The organism is Psychrosphaera haliotis (assembly GCF_009728465.1).
GTDB classification, from domain to species: Bacteria; Pseudomonadota; Gammaproteobacteria; order Enterobacterales; family Alteromonadaceae; genus Psychrosphaera; species Psychrosphaera haliotis.
On sequence record NZ_WOCD01000003.1, the window covers coordinates 498,519 to 517,797 of the forward strand.

Genomic DNA, 19,279 nt, shown 5'->3' on the forward strand with positions numbered 1-19,279 from the left:
TCTATATTTAGCAGTTTACATGTCCGTCACAGAATATAGAATGTTCGACAGTTAATTTAGGAACAACACAAAATGATTAAAAACTCCGATACAAGCTTTGGCATCGTAAACATTGCCATTCACTGGATTACCGCACTACTGGTGTTTGGGTTATTTGGTGTTGGTTTATGGATGGTTGACCTAAGCTACTATAGTGAGTGGTATCGCACAGCTCCTGATTTACATAAGTCTTTTGGCCTCACCCTTCTTGCCCTTACTCTTTTTAGAATTATTTGGAAGCTAATTAATCCGTCACCTAAAGCTTTATCTAGCAATAAACTAGAAACAATGGCGGGGAAATTGGCTCACTTTGCAATATACGCTTTGCTGTTAACTATAATGGTTAGCGGATATTTGATCTCAACAGCGGACGGCCGCGGGATTGAATGGTTTTGGTTATTCGAAGTAGCGAGCTTAGGTGAATTTGTACCTAACCAAGAAGACATTGCTGGTGATATCCATGAATGGGCTGCCTACATTTTAATTGGACTTGTTGTTGTGCATATTATCGCAGCTCTAAAACATCATTTTGTTGATAAAGATAAAACGCTTGTTCGTATGGTAAAAGTGCAGAAAGAAGAACATCAAGACTAAAGTTTCAGCTTTGTAGTAACATTTGAGTTTGAACGTTATTACAAAAAGAATTAAAAAACTCAAAACCGTTGTTTATAAATTTTATACAAAAATAATTAAATCTAATAAAAGGACAAAACATGAAAAAGTTAATGATTACATTGGCCGCTATTGTTGCACTAGGCGCGAGTCACATTGCACAAGCTGCTGATTATAAAGTTGATATCAAAGGTGCTCACGCATTTATTAACTTCAAAGCAAATCACCTTGGTTACAGCTGGTTAACAGGTCGCTTCAATAAGTTTGACGGCAATTTTAGCTACGATGCTAAAAACCCTGAAGCAAGCAAAATTGTAATTGATATTGACCCTGCTAGTGTAGACAGTAACCATGCTGAGCGTGATAAGCACCTTCGCAGCGCAGACTTCTTAGCGGTTGATAAGTTTCCAAAATCAAAGTTTGTAAGTACAAAGATTACAGACTTAGGTGACAATAAACTAAAAGTTGAAGGCGACTTCACTTTGCACGGTGTTACAAAACCAATCGTAATTGATGCTGTAAAAATTGGTGAAGGTAAAGATCCTTGGAACGGTTACAGAGCTGGTTTTGCTGGTACTACAACAATCAACGTTGCTGATTACGACTTTAAAAGTGCTTGGGTTGGCGAAGTACAACTTGAGTTGCTAATTGAAGGCATCAAGCAATAAGCATTTTTTAAGGCAGCTTTAAAACTGCTCTAAAAACCAAAAGGCCACTGTAAATTGTGGCCTTTTTTGTATCTCCAACATTCCCTAAAATATAATCTGAATGCCTATCGACGGTATTGGTGTTTCAGGAAACTGATATTCTTTTTCTTTTTCAGAGTAATCAGCATTATATTCGTAACCCTCTACACTTTTTTGGCCATAAAGATTAAGCACCTCAAAGTATATATTGGTTTCTTTATTCCATAACGTTGTTTGATAATCCAAACGAATGTCTAATCGATGAAAGTACTCTAAACGATCAGAGTTAAAAGCCGCTTCTACGGGATCGTAAAAAATCGGTTCTTGCTCAACATCTGGATTTCCAGATTGGTCTAAAGGATAAACCGGATCTGCACTTATAATAGGAGTGTATAAACTGCCGCTTTGAAGTCTCCATCGGCCACCTATTTGCCAACGCTCATTAATCTCATAGTTACTGACTAAGTTCACAATCCAAGGTAAATCATATTGATATCTAAATTCTTCGCCAGTCAGGTTATTGACTCGTTCCGTTTTACTGTAAGCAACACTCAGCCAGCCATACCAATCATTACTAATTGCTTTGTTTATTAAAAACTCAACGCCATAGGCATCACCCACGCCTTCGTTTAAATAATTAGCGCCTTCTGAATTAGATGGACTTGAGGTTAAATCATTAACTTGTAATAGCGGATTACTGACCACTAAGTCGTCCATGTCTTTGTAATAGGTTTCTAAACGCCATGCATAATCTGACTCACCAACGTACTCAATACCTAGAACATAATGGTTTGATTGACTAAGCTTTAAATCCGGAGCCCCAAACTTACTGGATAAATACTTATACTGTCTAAACCATTGATGGTGCTGGCCCGCCGCAACTTTGAGTCTATATTCATCCGTTACTTGCCAACGAAGGGTAACTCTTGGCTCAACAAAGGTTTCTTCGGTGTAGTCATTATAAGAATAAACGGCACCAACCCGTGCTGACCAGTCTGCATTTAAGTCCCAATCATAGTCGGCAAACAGATTGTAAAAATTAATATCTATTTCATCACTTTCGAACTCGGTATCGGCGTAATAACTTGGCGGGCAAACCTCAAACTCATTGTTACATGGTTGTTGCTTGCCAGTAACCGCATAATCTACAGTTTGACTTCGCAGCTCAACACCCGAGCTTATTACACCATTGCCCCAGTCTTGATTATTTTTGACTTTGAACATGTAGTCGGTTGTTTTAGCGTCTAAATCTAAAAGCTGACCAATTACAATATCACCGCTTCGTTCAAGTCTGTTTGCAATGACTTTTGTTTCGCCCCAGTTACTGTAGTTTGTCCATATTATGCTTTGATTATGATAATACTGATCAACGCCTATACCGCCTTGTAAATCCGGATTTTGTAAAACTTCATCGGAATCGTCATCAAATAGTAAAGCAACTTCATCATTTGAACCTGTGGCTTGAACCGTCAGTTTATTGTCGGGGTCTATGTAATTAACGTACTTAAACTGGTAATCATTATTAATAGGCGCTTGGTCAAACTGAAACTGCTCTTCATCGTCTAAAATTTCTTCAATGTATAAATGAACTAGGCTTTGCCTCATGGCAAAATAAAAGGCTGAGTTTTCATTAATCTTAGATTCAAATAAAACCCCTGTTCGAAGGAAGCTAAAGTCGACAATGGCGGTAGGATCTACAATCTCAGGATCTTTAAGTCGGGTGTCTATAACGCCACCAATGGCATCATTAAACTCTGCTTCCCAAGCTCCTGTTTTTAATTCAAAACTTCTAATTAAATTAGGATGAAAGGTACTAAAACTGTCTATGTGGAATACGTTACCTACGGGCACATCGTCCGATTGATAATACATGTCTTCTGGGGAACTGCCTCTTACCGCCGGAGCAAAACCTCTAGCTAAAACGATACCTGGTAGACTTTCTATGGCTCTAATGGGATCATTGCCCGCGCCTGGTACTTTTAGGATTTTATCTGAACTGAGTTCTAGCCCTGAATCCTTAGAGCCTACAACTCTAATCTTTTCTATTTTGTTGTCTGTGTTATCCGTGTTATCCGTAGACGCACTTTTTGGAGTTACGTTAACCGACTGATCCGGTTTTTTCTTTTCATTTGCTTCTTCTTTTGCGTAATCATTTGCCAGAGCAGAAGAAGAAAGTAATGTTAAACCTATAGTCGACAACAAAGAGAGCGTTTTCAATTAGATATCCTTTCAAAATAAGAGCTAAACCAATTTCAGTACGTTGTTACTTTCTTTATAGTTTATTTAATTGTGTTTGTTTATTAATTTTAAACTTTATTTGTCAGTTGAAGAGAATAAATCTGGGGTTGGCTCATTAACTTGGTTGTCATTTGTTGAATTGATGCCGGATTCAAGCTGTTGAATTTCGATTTTTTTTGCTAACCAACGACGCTTTCTCATTTGGCACAGCTTAATAACATGACGTTTATGCTCGTCATCTAACTTCATCCAGCCGAATCGCTCTTCTCTACTTCTAAAACAACCATAACAATAGCCATTGGGTCCGTTTTGACAGGTTCCAATGCAGGGGCTGGGTATTTGAAATAACTCTAACTGTGGCATAACAGGAGTTTATGTGAGGGGGAATTTTTATGCAACTAATACAAAAAAGCTCCACATATGCGGAGCTCTTTTAGCGATAATATTGATTATTCAATCAAATCTGTTGGGAATGCATCTCGCATTTCTGCCCAAATTTTACCTGAATCAATACCGTACTTTCGGATCATGTAAATTGATTCGTCGTGCTTTTCGCTTGTCGCGAATTTTTCTAGGTCAGCGTAATAATTACGAGCCAACTGACGAGCTTCATCATTTGAGAAGTAATGCCCTGCAATCTTTTCCCAGAAACCTTTAAAGCCATTCAGAACTAAGACATAAATTGCATTACCTGAGGCATGCGCTAATTCATGGTTTAAACGGTAGTCGAAATCCGCAAACTGTTGAGGATCGTCAGACACCTCCAAAGCTTCTTGAGCTAGTTCAATAACTCGTTGAGGGTTGTTTTTAATCGCACCTCTAATATAAATAGCACTTAAGTTTGTTCTAGCTGATAACAATTGATCAATTAGGTTTACTGCACCATCAATATCTAGTTTGGCTAATGTGGAAAGTATATTAACGCCACACGTGTCCCAGTAGTTATTAACTTGCGTAGGTTTACCGTGTTGAATAGTTAACCAACCATCTCTTGCTAAACGCTGAAGTACTTCACGAAGTGTTGTGCGGGTTACGCCAATAAGCTCTGAAAGCTCGCGTTCCGCTGGTAAAATTGAACCTGGAGGGAAGCGATCATTCCAAATAGAGTCTACAATGTATTCTTCGGCAAACCCAGCTGGGCTCTGCGCCTTTATTATTTTCATGTAAATTTATCATATCTGGTAACTTAAAAAACTGATTGTACCAGATGCTTTAAATTGCACAACAAATCAATTTTTAGTGCTGAAAACTAACATTTTCGTATAAAAAGCACTAAATTAATTATCAATTCAATTTCATTTTTAGTACATTGAAGAAATAACTAAAACAAAAACTTACGATATATCAGAAAGAAGGCTAGTTAAAGTATGCAGCAAAGTTCTCTGAGCGCTTTTTATCAAAACTTTTTAGGAAACTCTCCTGAATGGTACAAACTTGCAATAATTGCATGTTTAATAATCAATCCAATTATATTCATGGTCGACCCTTATGTAGCGGGCTGGGCATTAGTATTGGAATTCATTTTCACCTTGGCAATGGCATTAAAATGTTATCCTCTACAACCTGGCGGTCTTTTAGTTATTGAGGCTGTCGCAATAGGAATGACAAGCCCCGGACACATTGAACAAGAAATTTCAGCTAACCTAAGCGTTTTATTGCTACTTATATTCATGGTTGCTGGTATTTACTTCATGAAAGACTTACTTATGTATTCTTTCACAAAGATGTTGTTAAAAGTCCGATCCAAAATAGCCTTATCGCTCTGTTTTACTTTCGCAGCCGCGTTCTTATCGGCCTTCCTTGATGCCCTAACCGTTGTCGCAGTAATCATCACTGTTGTGACCGGCTTTTACATGATTTACCACAAAGTCGCATCAGGTAAGCAATTTCACCACATTGAACACGATCACACCTCAGACGATCACTTAGATAACCTTAAACGCACAGACTTAGAAGAGTTTCGTGCGTTCATGAGAAACATCATGATGCACGCCGGTGTTGGTACTGCACTAGGTGGTGTTTGTACTATGGTTGGAGAGCCACAAAACCTAGTAATTGCAGAACGAGCGGGTTGGCAGTTTGTTGAATTCGCTATCCGTATGTCACCAATCACTATTCCAGCGTTAATCGCAGGCTTAATGACGACTTACGTTGTAGAGAAATTCAAACTATTTAGTTATGGCGCTGAGTTGCCAGAGCCTGTGCGCTTAATTCTTATGGATTATGATGCAGACAGTGACGCAAAAATGACGAAAAAAGACAAAGTGAAAATCGCCTCACAAATAGTTATCGCGATTTGGTTAATCATTGGTTTAGCGCTTCACTTAGCAACCGTTGGTCTTATTGGACTATCAATCATTATCCTGGCAACGTCAGTAACAGGTATAACTGATGAGCACCAAATAGGTAAAGCGTTTGAAGAAGCCCTACCATTCACCGCCTTGCTTTGTGTATTCTTTGCAGTTGTAGCAGTAATTATCGACCAAGGGTTATTCGCTCCTGTCATCCAATGGGTATTAACCTTTGAGGGTAAGACCAAGATGGTGATGTTCTTTATTGCGAACGGCCTCTTGTCCATGGTGAGTGATAACGTGTTTGTTGGAACGGTTTACATTAATGAAGTTGCTGCGGCACTTAAAAAAGGCATTATTACTCGCGACGAGTTTGACATGTTAGCCGTTGCTATTAATACCGGTACTAACCTTCCATCGGTTGCAACACCAAACGGACAAGCCGCATTCCTATTCCTTCTTACATCTGCATTAGCACCATTAATCAGATTATCATACGGTAAAATGGTTTATATGGCGTTGCCATACACTGTAGTGCTTTCTATTGTAGGCATCTTGGCAACCTATTATGGGTTGTTTGAAGCGACAGATTGGCTATATCAAAATGGCTATATTCAGCATCACACCGGATTAGGAGAGGCTAGCTCTGCCGGCCACTAATCAATGAATGTAGTAAATGTAATATCTTCTTGGCCAGCCTCGCGCTGGCCTTGGGCTTTTTTAGCCCTAACAGCATTTACGTTTGAATCTATTGCACTGTATTTCCAATACGGACTTGGACTTGAACCATGCATTATGTGTGTTTACCAACGAGTTGCAGTGTTTGGGCTATTTTTAGCCTGCTTACCTGCATTAATTCGTCCTGACTTGGCGTTAATGAGACTAACCAGTTTTATTGGCTGGATAGTTTCAGCTTTTTGGGGGCTGTCAATTGCATACGAACATGTGCAAATGCAAAATCCTGATAATTTCATGTTGCTCATGTCATGTGATATCTATCCAAACTTCCCTAGCTGGCTGCAACTTCACCAATGGTTACCTGGAATTTTTGAGCCTAGAGGAACATGTGGAGATATTGATTGGATGTTTTTGTCTTTATCAATGCCACAATGGATGGTCATTATATTTGGTGGCTACTCATTAGCGGCACTTTTTGTCCTTGCGGCAAGAGTTGTCAAAAAAAAGTCAATCTAAAGCCCAGCACACCAAATCTTTCTATTAAGCTGTAGAGTACATATTTAAAGCTCTGCAGCTTATCTTTACCACTTCAAACACCTACGACAATACAAAACAAAACTGGCCCAAAACCTGCTTAGTAAATCGTTCATAATAATAATAAAGGGTTTAATCAATTATGTTTTTACCAAGATTGAGCAATAAAAAATGGACGTTGTCGTTTGCTGCTGTAAGTCTTGTTGCAGTCGTTATCTCACTGACTGGAATGAAAAGTTTTCAACCTCACCAAGCATACATAATTCAAGGCGCTAGCAAAGGCTCAATGATTTCGTTAGTAAACGAAATTGGTGGAGAAGTTGTTCACGACTTCGCTGTTATCCCAGCTATTTCTGCCATGCTAACTGAAGACCAAGTTTCAGTTATTAAAAAGAGTAACCCTCTAATTCGTCTTTTTGCTGATGCAACCGTTAAACTAGATGCTAAATCAAATGAATGGCACAACAAAAAACCACTTCGTTTTAAAGCAAAAAACAATAAAGTAATTTGGACTGCAAAAAACAGAACAAATGATGACGCAGAAATTGATAGCCTGACAATTAACTGGCCTCAAAACAACGGCAAGTTAAAGAACCTAAAAGTTAACGGTAAAAAAGTTGCTAAGAATGTCGATGGCAACTCTTACACACATTACTTTGATGATTACGTTTCTGTAGCTAGCAAAGGTAAAGTAAAGCTAGCAATGAAATTTGATGCAATCTCTAGCGTTGCTGATAGTGACTACGCTATTGCACTTAACTTGATTGATGGTTCTATTGTTGAGTTAGACTCAGTAAAACAGAACATTACTAGAAATGAGCAACGTGACACCTACTTCCCATCTCAAGTACGAGCTAATGAACTTCATAAAATGGGTATTACAGGCCGTGGAGTTGGTGTTGCAGTAATTGACTCTGGCTTGTCTAAGTTTGAACAACTTGAGTACAACTCTTTTGGCGAAAAACGTGAAATTCACCGCAAATCTTTTGTTGGTAAAAACAAAGACGCATTTGGTCACGGTACTCATGTTACGAGTCTAATAGCCAATAGCGACGCAAATTATGACGAATCTGGAAACCTAACTGGTTCATTTAACGGTATCGCACCAGACGTTAACCTTATCTCTATTAAAGCTTTAAATAAAAAAGGCGACTCTACCTATTCCAATATCCTTTCTTCTATTATTTATGTAATACAAAATAAAGAACGCCTAAATATCAAAGTGCTTAATCTTTCTTTTGGTGCTGAAGCAGAGTCTCTTTACTTCTATGACCCAATCAATGTAGCACTTATGGCAGCGTGGGACGCAGGTATCACAGTTATTACTTCAGCTGGTAATACAGGTGCAGATGGTATGACAATAGGTGTACCTGGGAACAACCCATATTTAATCACTGTTGGTGCAACATCAGACAACTACACACCTTTTAACTATGAAGACGACTTTGTGGCTAGCTTCTCTAGCTCTGGTCCAACTCACGCTGGTTTTATTAAGCCTGAGTTAGTCGCTCCGGGCGCTCATATGCAAGGCCTAATGTCTGAAAAATCTAAGCTATTTAAAGACTACAGCGTATATGACGACAACAATGGTTACTTCTTATTGTCAGGAACATCTCAAGCCACAGCTGTTACTTCAGGAATCGTAGCATTGATGCTGCAAGACCAACCTCACCTTTCACCAGACGACGTTAAGTGCCGTTTAATTGACTCTGCTCGCATGGCACAAACAGAAAGCGGTAACTTAGGTTATAGCATTTTCCGCCAAGGCGCTGGTATGGTTGACGCTTATGAAGCAGTAATGAGCCAAGCTTCAAACTGTGCAAATCTAGGCATGGACATCAAAAAGTCACTACAAGCAGAAGAGTTTTACGCAGGTCCAGCTCGCTGGAACCAAGAAACTGAAGAGTACTACGTAGAGTCTCATGAAGGTTTTGAGTGGAACGGCACAGCTGAAGACGCAATTACTACTGAAGCTATTATCTGGCCAACAGGTGGTACAAACCAAGGTCCTAAAACAGACGCTATTATCTGGCCAACAGGCGGTACAAACCAAGGTCCTAAAACAGACGCAATCATCTGGCCTACAGGTGGTACAAACCAAGGTCCTAAAACAGACGCAATCATCTGGCCTACAGGCGGTACAAATCAAGGCCCTAAAACAGATGCGATCATCTGGCCAACAGGTGGTACAAATCAGGGACCAAAAACGAATGCGATAATTTGGCCAACAGGTGGTACAAATCAGGGACCAAAAACGAATGCGATAATTTGGCCAACAGGTGGTACAAATCAAGGTCCAAAAACCAATGCGATAATTTGGCCAACAGGTGGTACAAATCAAGGTCCAAAAACCAATGCAATTGCAACTAAGTGGATAGAACAAGAATAAGAACATTTCAGTGGGCCTTTAAAAGCTTATTAAGGCTCACTGCTTCATCTGCAACTAGATGTGACATGCTTCTATTTACATGATATAAATCTTTATATAATTATAATTTTAAAATCGGTCTTCATGAAGTTCTCTAAGTTTGTATTCCTGAACATCAAATTAGCTTTTTATGCTGTATTAACTCTATAAGCGTTGAAAGCTCTGAAATAGATATAGATATAGATAAAAAGTCATTTCTACAATCCACAATCGTCTTCTCTAGTTTAGATTCCAGCACCTTTCTTACTAACAATACTGTTAATGATATAGCCCAAGATAAATCTGGCTTTATTTGGATAGCTACTAACGATGGCTTAACAAAATACGATGGCAGGAACTCTCAACATTTTAAATTTAAGGTCGGTGAAAAACTTCAGTTAAACAGTAATTTAGTTAGGGCCGTTTTCAGAGATAGTGAAGACAGAATATGGGTAGCTCGAGATGGTGGAATCGGGCTTTACATTCCTGAAAACAACTCGTTTATTAGCTTCTCTAAAAGCCACTCGAGCTCTCAGGTCAAAGGTGATGATTATGTTGCAATCACCGAAGGCCCAAATAAAAACATCTGGTTTGCTAGTTCAAAGTCAGGACTGTCTTATTACCAACCAACTAAAAACCACTTTGGAAACATAAATAAAGAAGATGGGTTAGGTCTAGCATCAAATAAGATTAGTGACGTCGCTTTCGACTCTGAAGGGACTATGTTCGTCAGCACTTATGACAATGGAATCAGCTACAGAAAAAAAGACCAAAAATTGTTTTTAACTTTAAACACTAAATCTAAAGCAAATCTACCTTCAGATAGCATTAGAGTAATGCATGTCGATGAAAATGATAACCTGTGGGTTGGGACTGAAGATAGTGGCCTTTTTATACTAAATATAAGTAGCAACAATGTTACAACATTTGCATATGACGCTTCTGAACCGAGTTCAATATGCTCAAATTTAATAAATGATATACTAAAAGATAAATCTGGTAACTTATGGATAGCGACAAACAATGGACTGTGCAAGTTTAACAAAAAAACAAATAACTTTAGCCAATATATTATTGAGAGTAATAGGAATTCAAGCCTTATAAGCAATCAAATCCAAACTCTATATGAAGACGATGGTGGTGTTATTTGGGTTGGTTCAATTAATGGCATTAATTATTGGAACGCTTCAAGCCGACCTTTCCAACATATCAACACTGCAGTTTACCCCCAACTCCATAGTGATGACATTATTTCTTTTGCAGAAGCTGGAAACGGAGATTTCTATGTTGGAACTTTAGAGGCCGGCATCAGCAAATATGATTACAGCGAAAACAAGCTAAGTAAATTCAAAGCGGAGTTAGCAAACAAACCCATCTATGCGGTACCTAGTTTATTAGTTTCATCGGACAATAAGTTGTGGGTAGGAACTTACAATAGCGGTGTTTATATCCATGATTTAGAAAACAACCTTATATCAAGTTATACAACCGAGACTAACGTTAGTAGTGATATGTCTAGCGTACTTTCATCTAATGCAATTAGCTCAATGGTTGAGTCAAGAACAGGCCAAATAATTATAGGAACTTATGGTGGTGGAGTAAATATAGTTAACCCCGACCGCTCAGTAGTTCATTTGACTGCATCAAATAAACTCTCCTCTAATAATGTTTTCGACGTTATAGAAGACAAAGAAGGTAATATCTGGGCTGGAACCATGTCTGGTGGTCTCAACAAAATAAACCTGGCGACGGGTGAAGTGCAGGTTTTCAAAATTGACAAAGAAAACCCGCATACTATTAAGTCGAACTCTATATTAGGTTTGCTGGATACTGAAGATTACTTATGGATGGCAACTAAAGATGCTGGCGTTGCTCGATTGGATAAAGCGAAACTTAAAGAGGGTAAGGTTGAGTTTTTACACATAGGTTCTGAACAAGGTTTAGCAAGCAGCTTTACCTATGGTGTTTTAGAAGATGAAAATGGTCGTATTTGGATCAGCCATTCAAAAGGCCTAAGTCGATTAAATCCTGTGAGTTTGTATTCAGTTAACTTTAATACTAGCCACGGTTTACAGGGCAATGACTTTCACAGCGGTTCTTTCTTTAAATCAAAATCTGGACGCATGTTTTTTGGTGGACCAAATGGCTTTAATACCTTCATGCCAAGTGATGTAACCCTAAATACTTACAAGCCACCAGTGCAACTAACAAAGTTCAGCCAATCTAATAGTGAAACCCCTATCCACGCACTGTTTAATAAAAATGGTGAGCTGGTATTAGAACACGATGAAACCGTTATTGACTTTGAGTTTGCAGCGCTTGACTACACCAAGCCCGAACTAAATAAATACAAATATAAAATGGAAGGCCTTAGCGACATTTGGTTAGATTTAGGAACAAATAATCACATTTCATTTTCTTCCCTTCCTGATGGTTTTTATAAACTAAAAGTAAAAGGCAGCAATAATAGCGGCGTTTGGAGTGATGAAGTGACTATTCCAATTCGTGTATTACCGCCTCTATGGCGAACATGGTATGCCTATCTTTTTTACTTTTTAGCAGCCGGTGCTCTTTTCCTAATTTTAGTTCGACAACAGCAAATTAAAATTCAACACCAGCTAGCAAATGAACGAAAGCTTCATAAGCTTGCCTATTTTGACAGTCTGACTGGTCTTCCAAATAGACAAAGTTTTTATGAAAGTATGGAGCGCTTTTTGTCTTTAGCTAAACGCGGAAAATACAAAGCCGGCGTTATGTTTATAGACTTAGATAGATTCAAACGAATTAACGATACCCTCGGTCATAACTTTGGCGACAAAGTACTTATGCAAGTTGCTGAGCGATTAAGACAGAGCGTAAGAAACAGCGATTTTGTTGGGCGAAACTATGAAGTTAAATCGTTCAAAAATGAAATAGCTCGACTAGGTGGCGATGAGTTTACTGTATTTTTAAGCCACCTAGACAACGCTGACGAGACGGCAAATGTAACACAGCGTATAATTGACAGTATCTCTGAACCTATCACGGTTGATGGTTATGAAGTATCTGTTACGCCAAGTATTGGTATCGCCATGTATCCTGAAAATGGAACTTCGGTACAAGAATTAATGAAGCACGCTGACGTTGCCATGTATCAAGCTAAAGAAGGTGGTCGTCGAACCTTTAAATATTACTCCAACACTTTAAATGACCGAGCCCTAGAGCGACTTCAACTAGAAGAGTATATGCGAGCAGCGTTGCAGAATGATGAGTTTGAACTTTATTATCAGCCTCAAGTAGATTTAAAAACAAATGAAATAACAAAAGCGGAAGCCTTGTTAAGATGGACACACCCTGAGCTGGGCTTTGTTTCACCTGCGGACTTTATTCCTATTGCGGAAGAGTCGGGGATCATTATTGAGCTGGGTGACTGGATTTTACAAGAAGCCTGCTTCCAAGCAAGAGAATGGCATGAAGCCGGTTTAGACATTCGTGTATCAGTGAACGTTTCGAGTGTGCAATTTAAACAAACCAACCTAGTTGATAATGTTAAAAATGCGCTTGAACTTAGTGAACTGCCTAAGCATTTACTTGAACTAGAGTTAACAGAAAGTGCCGTAATGTCGGATGTTGAAGATAACATTGGTCGCCTGCAAATGTTTAAAGACATGGGTATTCGTATTGCCGTCGATGACTTTGGCACTGGCTACTCTTCATTAAGTTATTTGAAAAAATTCCCTATTGATACGCTTAAAATTGACCGTTCATTTATTATGGATATTGATACCAACGAAAATGATGCGGCTATTGTAAAAGCAATTATGTTGTTGGCTGATACCATGCAGTTAAATGTTGTAGCAGAAGGCGTAGAAACTTTAGAACAGCTAAGAATTATTGATAATTATGGTGCGCAATATATTCAGGGTTACTTCTTTAGCCGCCCTCTTCCACCAGCAGAATTTACTAAATTTGTTACTGAAGAGTTTGCAGAAAAAAGTACGTGGAAGCTCGACTTAATTGGTTAAAAAGTGTAAACGGTATTCAAAACGTGTAATTAACAGACATTAAAAAAGGGCTCTAAGCCCTTTTTTTGTTTAATCTGAAGTAAGTGTCAGCCAAGCGTATTATACGCTGACACATCTCCTAGCTTAGCCAGCTAAGTGTTTAATTAAACGGTTTAACATGTCGTTCACCGTAACAATATCATTTTGCTCTAACTCACCATTTTTGATGGCTTTGTTAACGCTTTTTTCAACGTCATCAACCAGTGATTCAAGTGTAATTGTTTCTTCTTGTACAATTGCAGTTCCAATAACCAAATCAACATGACCGCGCAGATAACCACTCGCAAAAAGCTGATCGTCGGTACCCTCTGCAACATAACTATCAAAATACTCTTGAGCCTTGTCGCTCAATAACTCTAAATCAACCATCTATAACTCCTCGTAGCCGACTGGATAAATAACTAGGTCATGATAGCCAGTAACCACAGAGATAGGTCCTGACAATGCTTTGTCCAGTTCAGAGTCGCCCGTATCGGCAATAAGCGGGCGCCCTTCTAATGCTTGTAATTTTGTTTTTGTAGCAACAATAATAATATTGTCTCTGCCAACGGCTTTAATTACCGTTGGAGAAAGCTGTTGATTACCTCGACCAAAAATATGCCCTTGCCCACCGATTAAGGTAATTACGAGTTTCACTTTTTTGTCTTTAATAAGAGGAAGTAATTCTTTGGCCGTAACGTCAGATTGAATAACTTGCTGATCGCTAAGTACGTCAACACCCAGTAAGGTATTGTTGCAACCGAGCTCCTCCATGATGAAATTAACTGTGCTACCAGAGCCCATAATATATATTTCATCATCTTCCATATTTTCAATTACGTGAGCTGCAATATCTTGTAAAACAAGTTCATCACTTTCCTTGCCACCCATTTTAACGTTTTGAACATAACGTAATTCGGCTGGGATTTGTAATTCACCATATCGCTTAGCTTTGACCACGCCTTGTCTAAACAATACCTCGTCAATATCCATGACATCCGCATCGGTCAAAGAAACTAAATCACCCGCCACCAGCATTTTTACAATTCGGCCTGCAGCTTTTGGTGTTATGGCATAAACTCCAGAGTGGATCTTACAACCAGCTGGAACACCTAAAACGGTGCTGCCTTCACTTACTGACGCACAAATATTTCTGGCTGTGCCATCGCCACCAGCAAACAATAACAAATCAAGGTTCAAGCTGGACATGGCTCTTGCTGCGCTTTCCGTATCTTCATAGCTAGTTGTTTGTTGAGTGTCATTTGGCGTATATATAATGCTATGCTTTATTCCAAGTTCTTCGCATACTGTCTGGCCCATATCGCCAGCAACGGTAAACACGTCCATTTCACCGTAGTAATCACTAACTTCCTCTAATGCCGTTTTAACTCGCTGGTTAGCAAGTGGCTCAGCGCCTTTAGAGAGAGCAATTTGAGAAGTATCGGCTCCATCAGAACCTTTTAAAGCAACACTGCCGCCAATCCCAGCAACAGGATTAACAATAAGGCCTAACCGAAAGGCTTTTCGTTGTTGTTTGTTTATCATTGCGTTCTCAAGGTTATTAATTTTTTAAATGGGTTTAACTTTGGTTATTTAGCTTTGGTTATTTAGCTTTGGCTAGCTTAAGTTTACGTAACCAGCCGCTTTAACTCGTCAAATGGCGATTGATTATAAAAGGCCGCAAGACACTCTATAAAAAGCTGAGCTCTTGGTGGATAGCCATTGTCTAAGTAAACTTTTATTTGGTCTAAAATCTGTTTTTCAAATGCTAATCTGTCTGGTTGTTGCCCAAACTCATCTCCGGACAAATTGTCGCAACTCACTTGAAAACGAAAGCCAGCCGCTAAAGACAACGCCCACTCAATAGCCTGAGGTTTAATTTCTACAGATTGAAATTTTTGTTGCTCCTCTGCCGTTCGACCATCTGGGCAATACCAGTAACCATAGTCAACTTGAGTTCTGCGTTGTTCCCCAGCTAAACACCAATGTGCAATTTCATGCAATGCACTGGCGTAAAAGCCGTGAGCAAATACTACTTGTGCAAATGGTTGCGCAGGTAACTTACCTTCTCCAGTATTAGCAGGAAGGTAAATAGGCTCATCATCACCTTTTATTAAGCGAGTATTAAAATCAGAGGCAAAAGTATCGTCAAACAAACGCTTTAAGTCTGTGATTTGATGAACCAATGCCACATCATCCGCCTGACTAGACTTTATAGGCACAGCTTTACTGATGCTATGTACTGACACACTTTGACAACCCATACGACCATTTAGCTCTAGTTTGACGCTGGAATAACAGGTGTATTTACAACAACGTCGGCATTTTGTGCTCTATGTCTCAAATAGTGATCCATAATAGTAAGCGCTAACATTGCCTCAGCAATTGGAACTGCACGAATGCCAACACAAGGATCGTGACGGCCTTTAGTAATTACGTCTTGAGGCTGACCGTGAACGTCAATGGTTTTACCTGGTACGCTGATACTTGATGTTGGTTTCAGCGCGATATGCGCCACTAAGTCCTGACCAGTAGAAATACCACCAAGCACTCCACCACTATGATTAGCTGCAAAACCAGTAGGTGTTAATTCATCACGATGTTCAGAGCCTTTTTGCGCAACAACGTCAAAACCATCGCCAATTTCAACGCCCTTTACTGCGTTGATACTCATTAGAGACTTAGCTACATCAGCATCTAGTCTGTCAAAAACAGGCTCACCTAATCCAACCGGCATTCCTTTTGCTACTACTGTAATTTTTGCGCCAACTGAGTCGCCAGCCTTTTTAAGATCTCGCATGTACTGATCCCATTCAGATACAGTAGATGCATCAGGACAAAAGAAATCATTTTCACGAATTTGACTTTCATCTACAGAGTTAATTGCAATTGGACCTAGTTGAGACATATAACCGATAATTGATATGCCTTTAGTTTTTAACCATGCTTGGGCTACTGCACCTGCTGCCACTCGCATTGCGGTTTCTCTTGCCGATGAGCGACCACCACCACGATAATCTCGAATTCCATGCTTGTGCAAATAGGTGTAGTCGGCATGACCAGGGCGAAACTTGTCTTTTATCTCAGAATAATCCTTTGAACGCTGATCGGTATTTTCTATTAACAGGCCAATAGGCGTGCCCGTGGTTTTTCCTTCAAAAACACCACTGAATATTTTTACTTCATCCGCTTCACGTCTTTGAGTGGTGAACCTAGAAGTGCCAGGTTTTCTTTTATCCAACTCAATTTGAATTAACGCTTCATCAACTTCTAGTCCTGGAGGACAACCATCAATAATACAACCAAGACCTGCACCATGGCTTTCACCAAACGTTGTTACTCTAAATATGTCGCCTATCGTATTGCCAGCCATTGCTTAAATCGTCCTGTGTTTAAAGTGTGCTATCTATTATCGCTTGGTGTTCGTTTAATTGAGCCTTAGTGATTGAGAATACACCCAAACCACCATTCTCAAACTCTATCCAATTAAATGGAACCGAAGGAAGTAACTCAACAAGGTGGACAAGTGAGTTTCCTACTTCAACAATTAACACACCGTTTTCAGTTAAATGTTTTGAGGCTTGTTTTAAAATCATACGAGTGAGATCTAAACCATCAGGACCGCTGCCTAAACCAATTTCAGGTTCATGATGGAATTCTTCAGGCATGTCACCAATATCCTCAAGGTCAACATACGGAGGATTTGAAACGATAAGATCATATTGCTGATCACCTAATCCAGAAAATACGTCAGACAATAAAGGTACCACTCTATCTGACACACCTAAACGATGAATATTTTCGTCTGCTATTGCAAGTGCTTCCGGACTAATGTCTGCAGCATCAACATAGGCTTCTTCAAACGCATAAGCACAAGCGATTGCAATGCAACCTGAGCCGGTGCATAAATCTAAAATGGAATCTGGGGTAAAGTCGATAACCGTTGAGAACTGCTGTTTAATTAACTCGCCAATAGGAGAACGAGGTACAAGTACGTTTTCGTCAACGTAGAACGGCAAATCAACAAAATAGGCTTGGTTAGTTAAATAAGCTGCAGGCTTTTTAGTCTCAATTCTAGCTACCACGACTTCAACAATTCGTTGTCGTTCAGATTGCGTTAGCTTAGATGCCAACACTTCCGCATTTAATAGCGGACCGATATTCAAACCCCAAGACACTAAAGAGAAAGCTTCATCCCAAGGATTGTCTGTTCCGTGGCCATAATAAATATCAGATTCGTTAAAACGACTAACTGCCCAACGCAAAAGATCGTTGGCCGTGGAAAGTTCATTGATGGCTTCTTCAGCTAGTAAAGACAACGTTGGTTGTTCAGTCATTTATTTAAACCTAATAATTAGTGGTCGTTAAGATTTCAGTATTTTACAATAGACGGCCAAGGGTGCGCCATTAGGAAATGAGTTTCATGTCAAAAAAAGTAACTTTTCAGTCAATGTTAGAGCAAGACCACCAAAACTCCGAGCAAACAGAGGTTGATTTTGCTGCTGAGATGAAAGGGATTAAGCCTTTAACACAAGACAAACTTCATTTTCGTCACAATACCAACAAGCGAGCCCAAGATAAACAGCAAAGCGAACAACGCCGCAATAAATTAATTGTTAACGATCAAGCAAAGTCAGCGCAACGATTTCAATTCTCAGACGAGTACGAGCCTTTTATCGATGAGTCGCAAACCTTAAGTTTTGTTAGAGAAGGTTATCCAAGTTACCTTACAAAAGTTCTTAGACGAGGTGATGTGGCTCCCGAGCTAATTCTTGATTTGCACGGTTACACTAAACAGCAAGCTCAAAAAGACATCGCGGATTTAGTCATTGACTGCATGAAACAGCATATTCCATGTGCGTGCATCGTACACGGTGTGAGTGGTGGTATATTAAAACGTAAAGTGCCACATTATTTAATGCAACACCCCGATGTGCTTGCCTTCCATCAGGCGCCTTTGGAATGGGTGGACAAGGTGCAGTGGTATTAATTATTAATTTAGGTGAAGAACTCACCCACCTTCTTGGTCGTGATCTTTAATTATCAATCACACTATCAGTCATAGTCATAGTCATAGTCATAGTCATAGTCATAGTCATAGTCACCAGCATTAAGCTAGAGCAATATTTGTTCAGGGGAAATAAGCGTATCAAGCTGTCCGTTCCATTTCTCCAAATTAATTTGCAGCTTAGCGACAGCAGCGGTGGCCATTATTGGCGTGTAGCCGGACAGCTCACCAATCAAATAACTTACTAACGGCATGTGAGAAACGCAAAGAATGTGTTGATCTGTTTTGTTATTCGCCTGCGCATAAGCAAGCAACTCATCTATTGCAGTAGAAGCAATGCCAGAGGGAATAAATTGGCTAGATGTGATGACATTGGCCGCTTTATTTTGACTTAGGATAATTTCTTTAGTTTGTTGCGCTCGTATATACGGACTCACAACCACAGTATCAAACTCAGATACTTGAGTGTTTAACCAACGCGCAGTTTTATTCGCTTCTTGCTTACCTAGTTCAGTTAATTGACGCTCTTCATCGTTTACCTCAACCGCTTCGGCTTCGCCATGACGCACTACATAAAGGAAAATCGGCATAACCACTCTCTAAAATGATAGCTCTGAATGAGCTTTACATATATAAGGATAAGACTACGATAGTTTAGTTCTAATTTGAAACTTAATCTTTATAATTTGGGGCCTTCGTTCAAATAAGTTCGATTTTTACCAAAAACAAGCTAGGATAAACAGACGGACAGTTGTAATAATTGG

The 19,279-nt window shown here is 39.4% G+C and carries 16 protein-coding genes and 1 pseudogene; 8 read left to right on the forward strand and 9 right to left on the reverse strand.

Annotated features, from left to right (window positions below; genetic code table 11):
- The first annotated feature begins 72 nt into the window (after positions 1–72).
- Positions 73–633: a cytochrome b gene (locus GNP35_RS07130; protein ID WP_155695463.1), complete on the forward strand. Its 561-nt coding sequence runs from the start codon at positions 73–75 to the stop codon at positions 631–633.
- Between the two features lie 119 nt (positions 634–752).
- Positions 753–1,319, forward strand: a complete 567-nt coding sequence (locus GNP35_RS07135) for a YceI family protein (protein ID WP_155695464.1) — start codon at positions 753–755, stop codon at positions 1,317–1,319.
- 84 nt (positions 1,320–1,403) lie between these two features.
- On the opposite strand, the gene GNP35_RS07140 is transcribed toward GNP35_RS07135, so the two are convergent.
- The 3 genes from GNP35_RS07140 to fadR form a co-directional block, all read right to left on the reverse strand.
- Positions 1,404–3,554: a TonB-dependent receptor plug domain-containing protein gene (locus GNP35_RS07140; protein ID WP_155695465.1), complete on the reverse strand. Its 2,151-nt coding sequence runs from the start codon at positions 3,552–3,554 to the stop codon at positions 1,404–1,406.
- A gap of 96 nt (positions 3,555–3,650) precedes the next feature.
- Positions 3,651–3,938, reverse strand: a complete 288-nt coding sequence (locus GNP35_RS07145) for a DUF1289 domain-containing protein (protein WP_155695466.1) — start codon at positions 3,936–3,938, stop codon at positions 3,651–3,653.
- 86 nt (positions 3,939–4,024) lie between these two features.
- Positions 4,025–4,738, reverse strand: a complete 714-nt coding sequence (gene fadR, locus GNP35_RS07150; RefSeq protein ID WP_155695467.1) for a fatty acid metabolism transcriptional regulator FadR — start codon at positions 4,736–4,738, stop codon at positions 4,025–4,027.
- A 204-nt stretch (positions 4,739–4,942) separates the two neighbouring features.
- Between fadR and nhaB the strand changes: the two genes are divergently transcribed.
- The 5 genes and pseudogenes from nhaB to GNP35_RS07175 all read left to right on the forward strand — a co-directional run bounded on the left by nhaB (position 4,943) and on the right by GNP35_RS07175 (position 13,489).
- Entirely contained in the window at positions 4,943–6,526 is a 1,584-nt protein-coding gene (nhaB, locus tag GNP35_RS07155) for a sodium/proton antiporter NhaB (RefSeq protein WP_155695468.1), read from the forward strand.
- A 3-nt stretch (positions 6,527–6,529) separates the two neighbouring features.
- A complete protein-coding gene (gene dsbB, locus GNP35_RS07160) occupies positions 6,530–7,060 on the forward strand; it encodes a disulfide bond formation protein DsbB (RefSeq protein WP_155695469.1) in 531 nt (176 codons plus the stop codon).
- A gap of 160 nt (positions 7,061–7,220) precedes the next feature.
- A complete protein-coding gene (locus GNP35_RS07165) occupies positions 7,221–9,467 on the forward strand; it encodes a S8 family peptidase (RefSeq protein WP_155695470.1) in 2,247 nt (748 codons plus the stop codon).
- A 248-nt stretch (positions 9,468–9,715) separates the two neighbouring features.
- Positions 9,716–9,811, forward strand: a pseudogene (locus tag GNP35_RS16530) (two-component regulator propeller domain-containing protein); the annotation flags it as partial.
- 450 nt (positions 9,812–10,261) lie between these two features.
- Entirely contained in the window at positions 10,262–13,489 is a 3,228-nt protein-coding gene (locus GNP35_RS07175; protein WP_196492451.1) for an EAL domain-containing protein, read from the forward strand.
- 123 nt (positions 13,490–13,612) lie between these two features.
- Here GNP35_RS07175 and GNP35_RS07180 read toward each other — a convergent pair whose 3' ends face one another.
- The 5 genes from GNP35_RS07180 to prmB all read right to left on the reverse strand — a co-directional run bounded on the left by GNP35_RS07180 (position 13,613) and on the right by prmB (position 17,844).
- On the reverse strand, positions 13,613–13,897 hold the full coding sequence (locus tag GNP35_RS07180) for a YfcL family protein (RefSeq protein ID WP_155695472.1): 285 nt from the start codon (positions 13,895–13,897) through the stop codon (positions 13,613–13,615).
- A complete protein-coding gene (locus GNP35_RS07185; protein ID WP_155695473.1) occupies positions 13,898–15,052 on the reverse strand; it encodes an ATP-NAD kinase family protein in 1,155 nt (384 codons plus the stop codon).
- Positions 15,053–15,135: 83 nt separating this feature from the next.
- Positions 15,136–15,756: an elongation factor P hydroxylase gene (locus tag GNP35_RS07190; RefSeq protein ID WP_330997735.1), complete on the reverse strand. Its 621-nt coding sequence runs from the start codon at positions 15,754–15,756 to the stop codon at positions 15,136–15,138.
- Between the two features lie 29 nt (positions 15,757–15,785).
- Positions 15,786–16,880 (reverse strand): chorismate synthase, encoded by a 1,095-nt coding sequence (gene aroC / locus GNP35_RS07195; protein ID WP_155695475.1) that lies wholly within the window; start codon positions 16,878–16,880, stop codon positions 15,786–15,788.
- A gap of 19 nt (positions 16,881–16,899) precedes the next feature.
- Positions 16,900–17,844: a 50S ribosomal protein L3 N(5)-glutamine methyltransferase gene (prmB, locus tag GNP35_RS07200; RefSeq protein WP_155695476.1), complete on the reverse strand. Its 945-nt coding sequence runs from the start codon at positions 17,842–17,844 to the stop codon at positions 16,900–16,902.
- Between the two features lie 86 nt (positions 17,845–17,930).
- Between prmB and smrB the strand changes: the two genes are divergently transcribed.
- Positions 17,931–18,497, forward strand: a complete 567-nt coding sequence (smrB, locus tag GNP35_RS07205) for an endonuclease SmrB (protein ID WP_196492452.1) — start codon at positions 17,931–17,933, stop codon at positions 18,495–18,497.
- 125 nt (positions 18,498–18,622) lie between these two features.
- Here smrB and sixA read toward each other — a convergent pair whose 3' ends face one another.
- Entirely contained in the window at positions 18,623–19,105 is a 483-nt protein-coding gene (gene sixA / locus GNP35_RS07210; RefSeq protein ID WP_155695478.1) for a phosphohistidine phosphatase SixA, read from the reverse strand.
- Between the last annotated feature and the right edge of the window lie 174 nt (positions 19,106–19,279).

Bases quoted from the DNA above. Each gene is read 5' to 3' on its own strand.
- GNP35_RS07130 (WP_155695463.1), top strand. From the start codon at position 73: ATGATTAAAAACTCCGATACAAGCTTTGGCATCGTAAACATTGCCATT.
- GNP35_RS07135 (WP_155695464.1), top strand. From the start codon at position 753: ATGAAAAAGTTAATGATTACATTGGCCGCTATTGTTGCACTAGGCGCG.
- GNP35_RS07145 (WP_155695466.1), bottom strand. From the start codon at position 3,938: ATGCCACAGTTAGAGTTATTTCAAATACCCAGCCCCTGCATTGGAACC.
- fadR (WP_155695467.1), bottom strand. From the start codon at position 4,738: ATGAAAATAATAAAGGCGCAGAGCCCAGCTGGGTTTGCCGAAGAATAC.
- nhaB (WP_155695468.1), top strand. From the start codon at position 4,943: ATGCAGCAAAGTTCTCTGAGCGCTTTTTATCAAAACTTTTTAGGAAAC.
- dsbB (WP_155695469.1), top strand. From the start codon at position 6,530: ATGAATGTAGTAAATGTAATATCTTCTTGGCCAGCCTCGCGCTGGCCT.
- GNP35_RS07165 (WP_155695470.1), top strand. From the start codon at position 7,221: ATGTTTTTACCAAGATTGAGCAATAAAAAATGGACGTTGTCGTTTGCT.
- GNP35_RS07180 (WP_155695472.1), bottom strand. From the start codon at position 13,897: ATGGTTGATTTAGAGTTATTGAGCGACAAGGCTCAAGAGTATTTTGAT.
- GNP35_RS07185 (WP_155695473.1), bottom strand. From the start codon at position 15,052: ATGATAAACAAACAACAACGAAAAGCCTTTCGGTTAGGCCTTATTGTT.
- aroC (WP_155695475.1), bottom strand. From the start codon at position 16,880: ATGGCTGGCAATACGATAGGCGACATATTTAGAGTAACAACGTTTGGT.
- prmB (WP_155695476.1), bottom strand. From the start codon at position 17,844: ATGACTGAACAACCAACGTTGTCTTTACTAGCTGAAGAAGCCATCAAT.
- smrB (WP_196492452.1), top strand. From the start codon at position 17,931: ATGTCAAAAAAAGTAACTTTTCAGTCAATGTTAGAGCAAGACCACCAA.
- sixA (WP_155695478.1), bottom strand. From the start codon at position 19,105: ATGCCGATTTTCCTTTATGTAGTGCGTCATGGCGAAGCCGAAGCGGTT.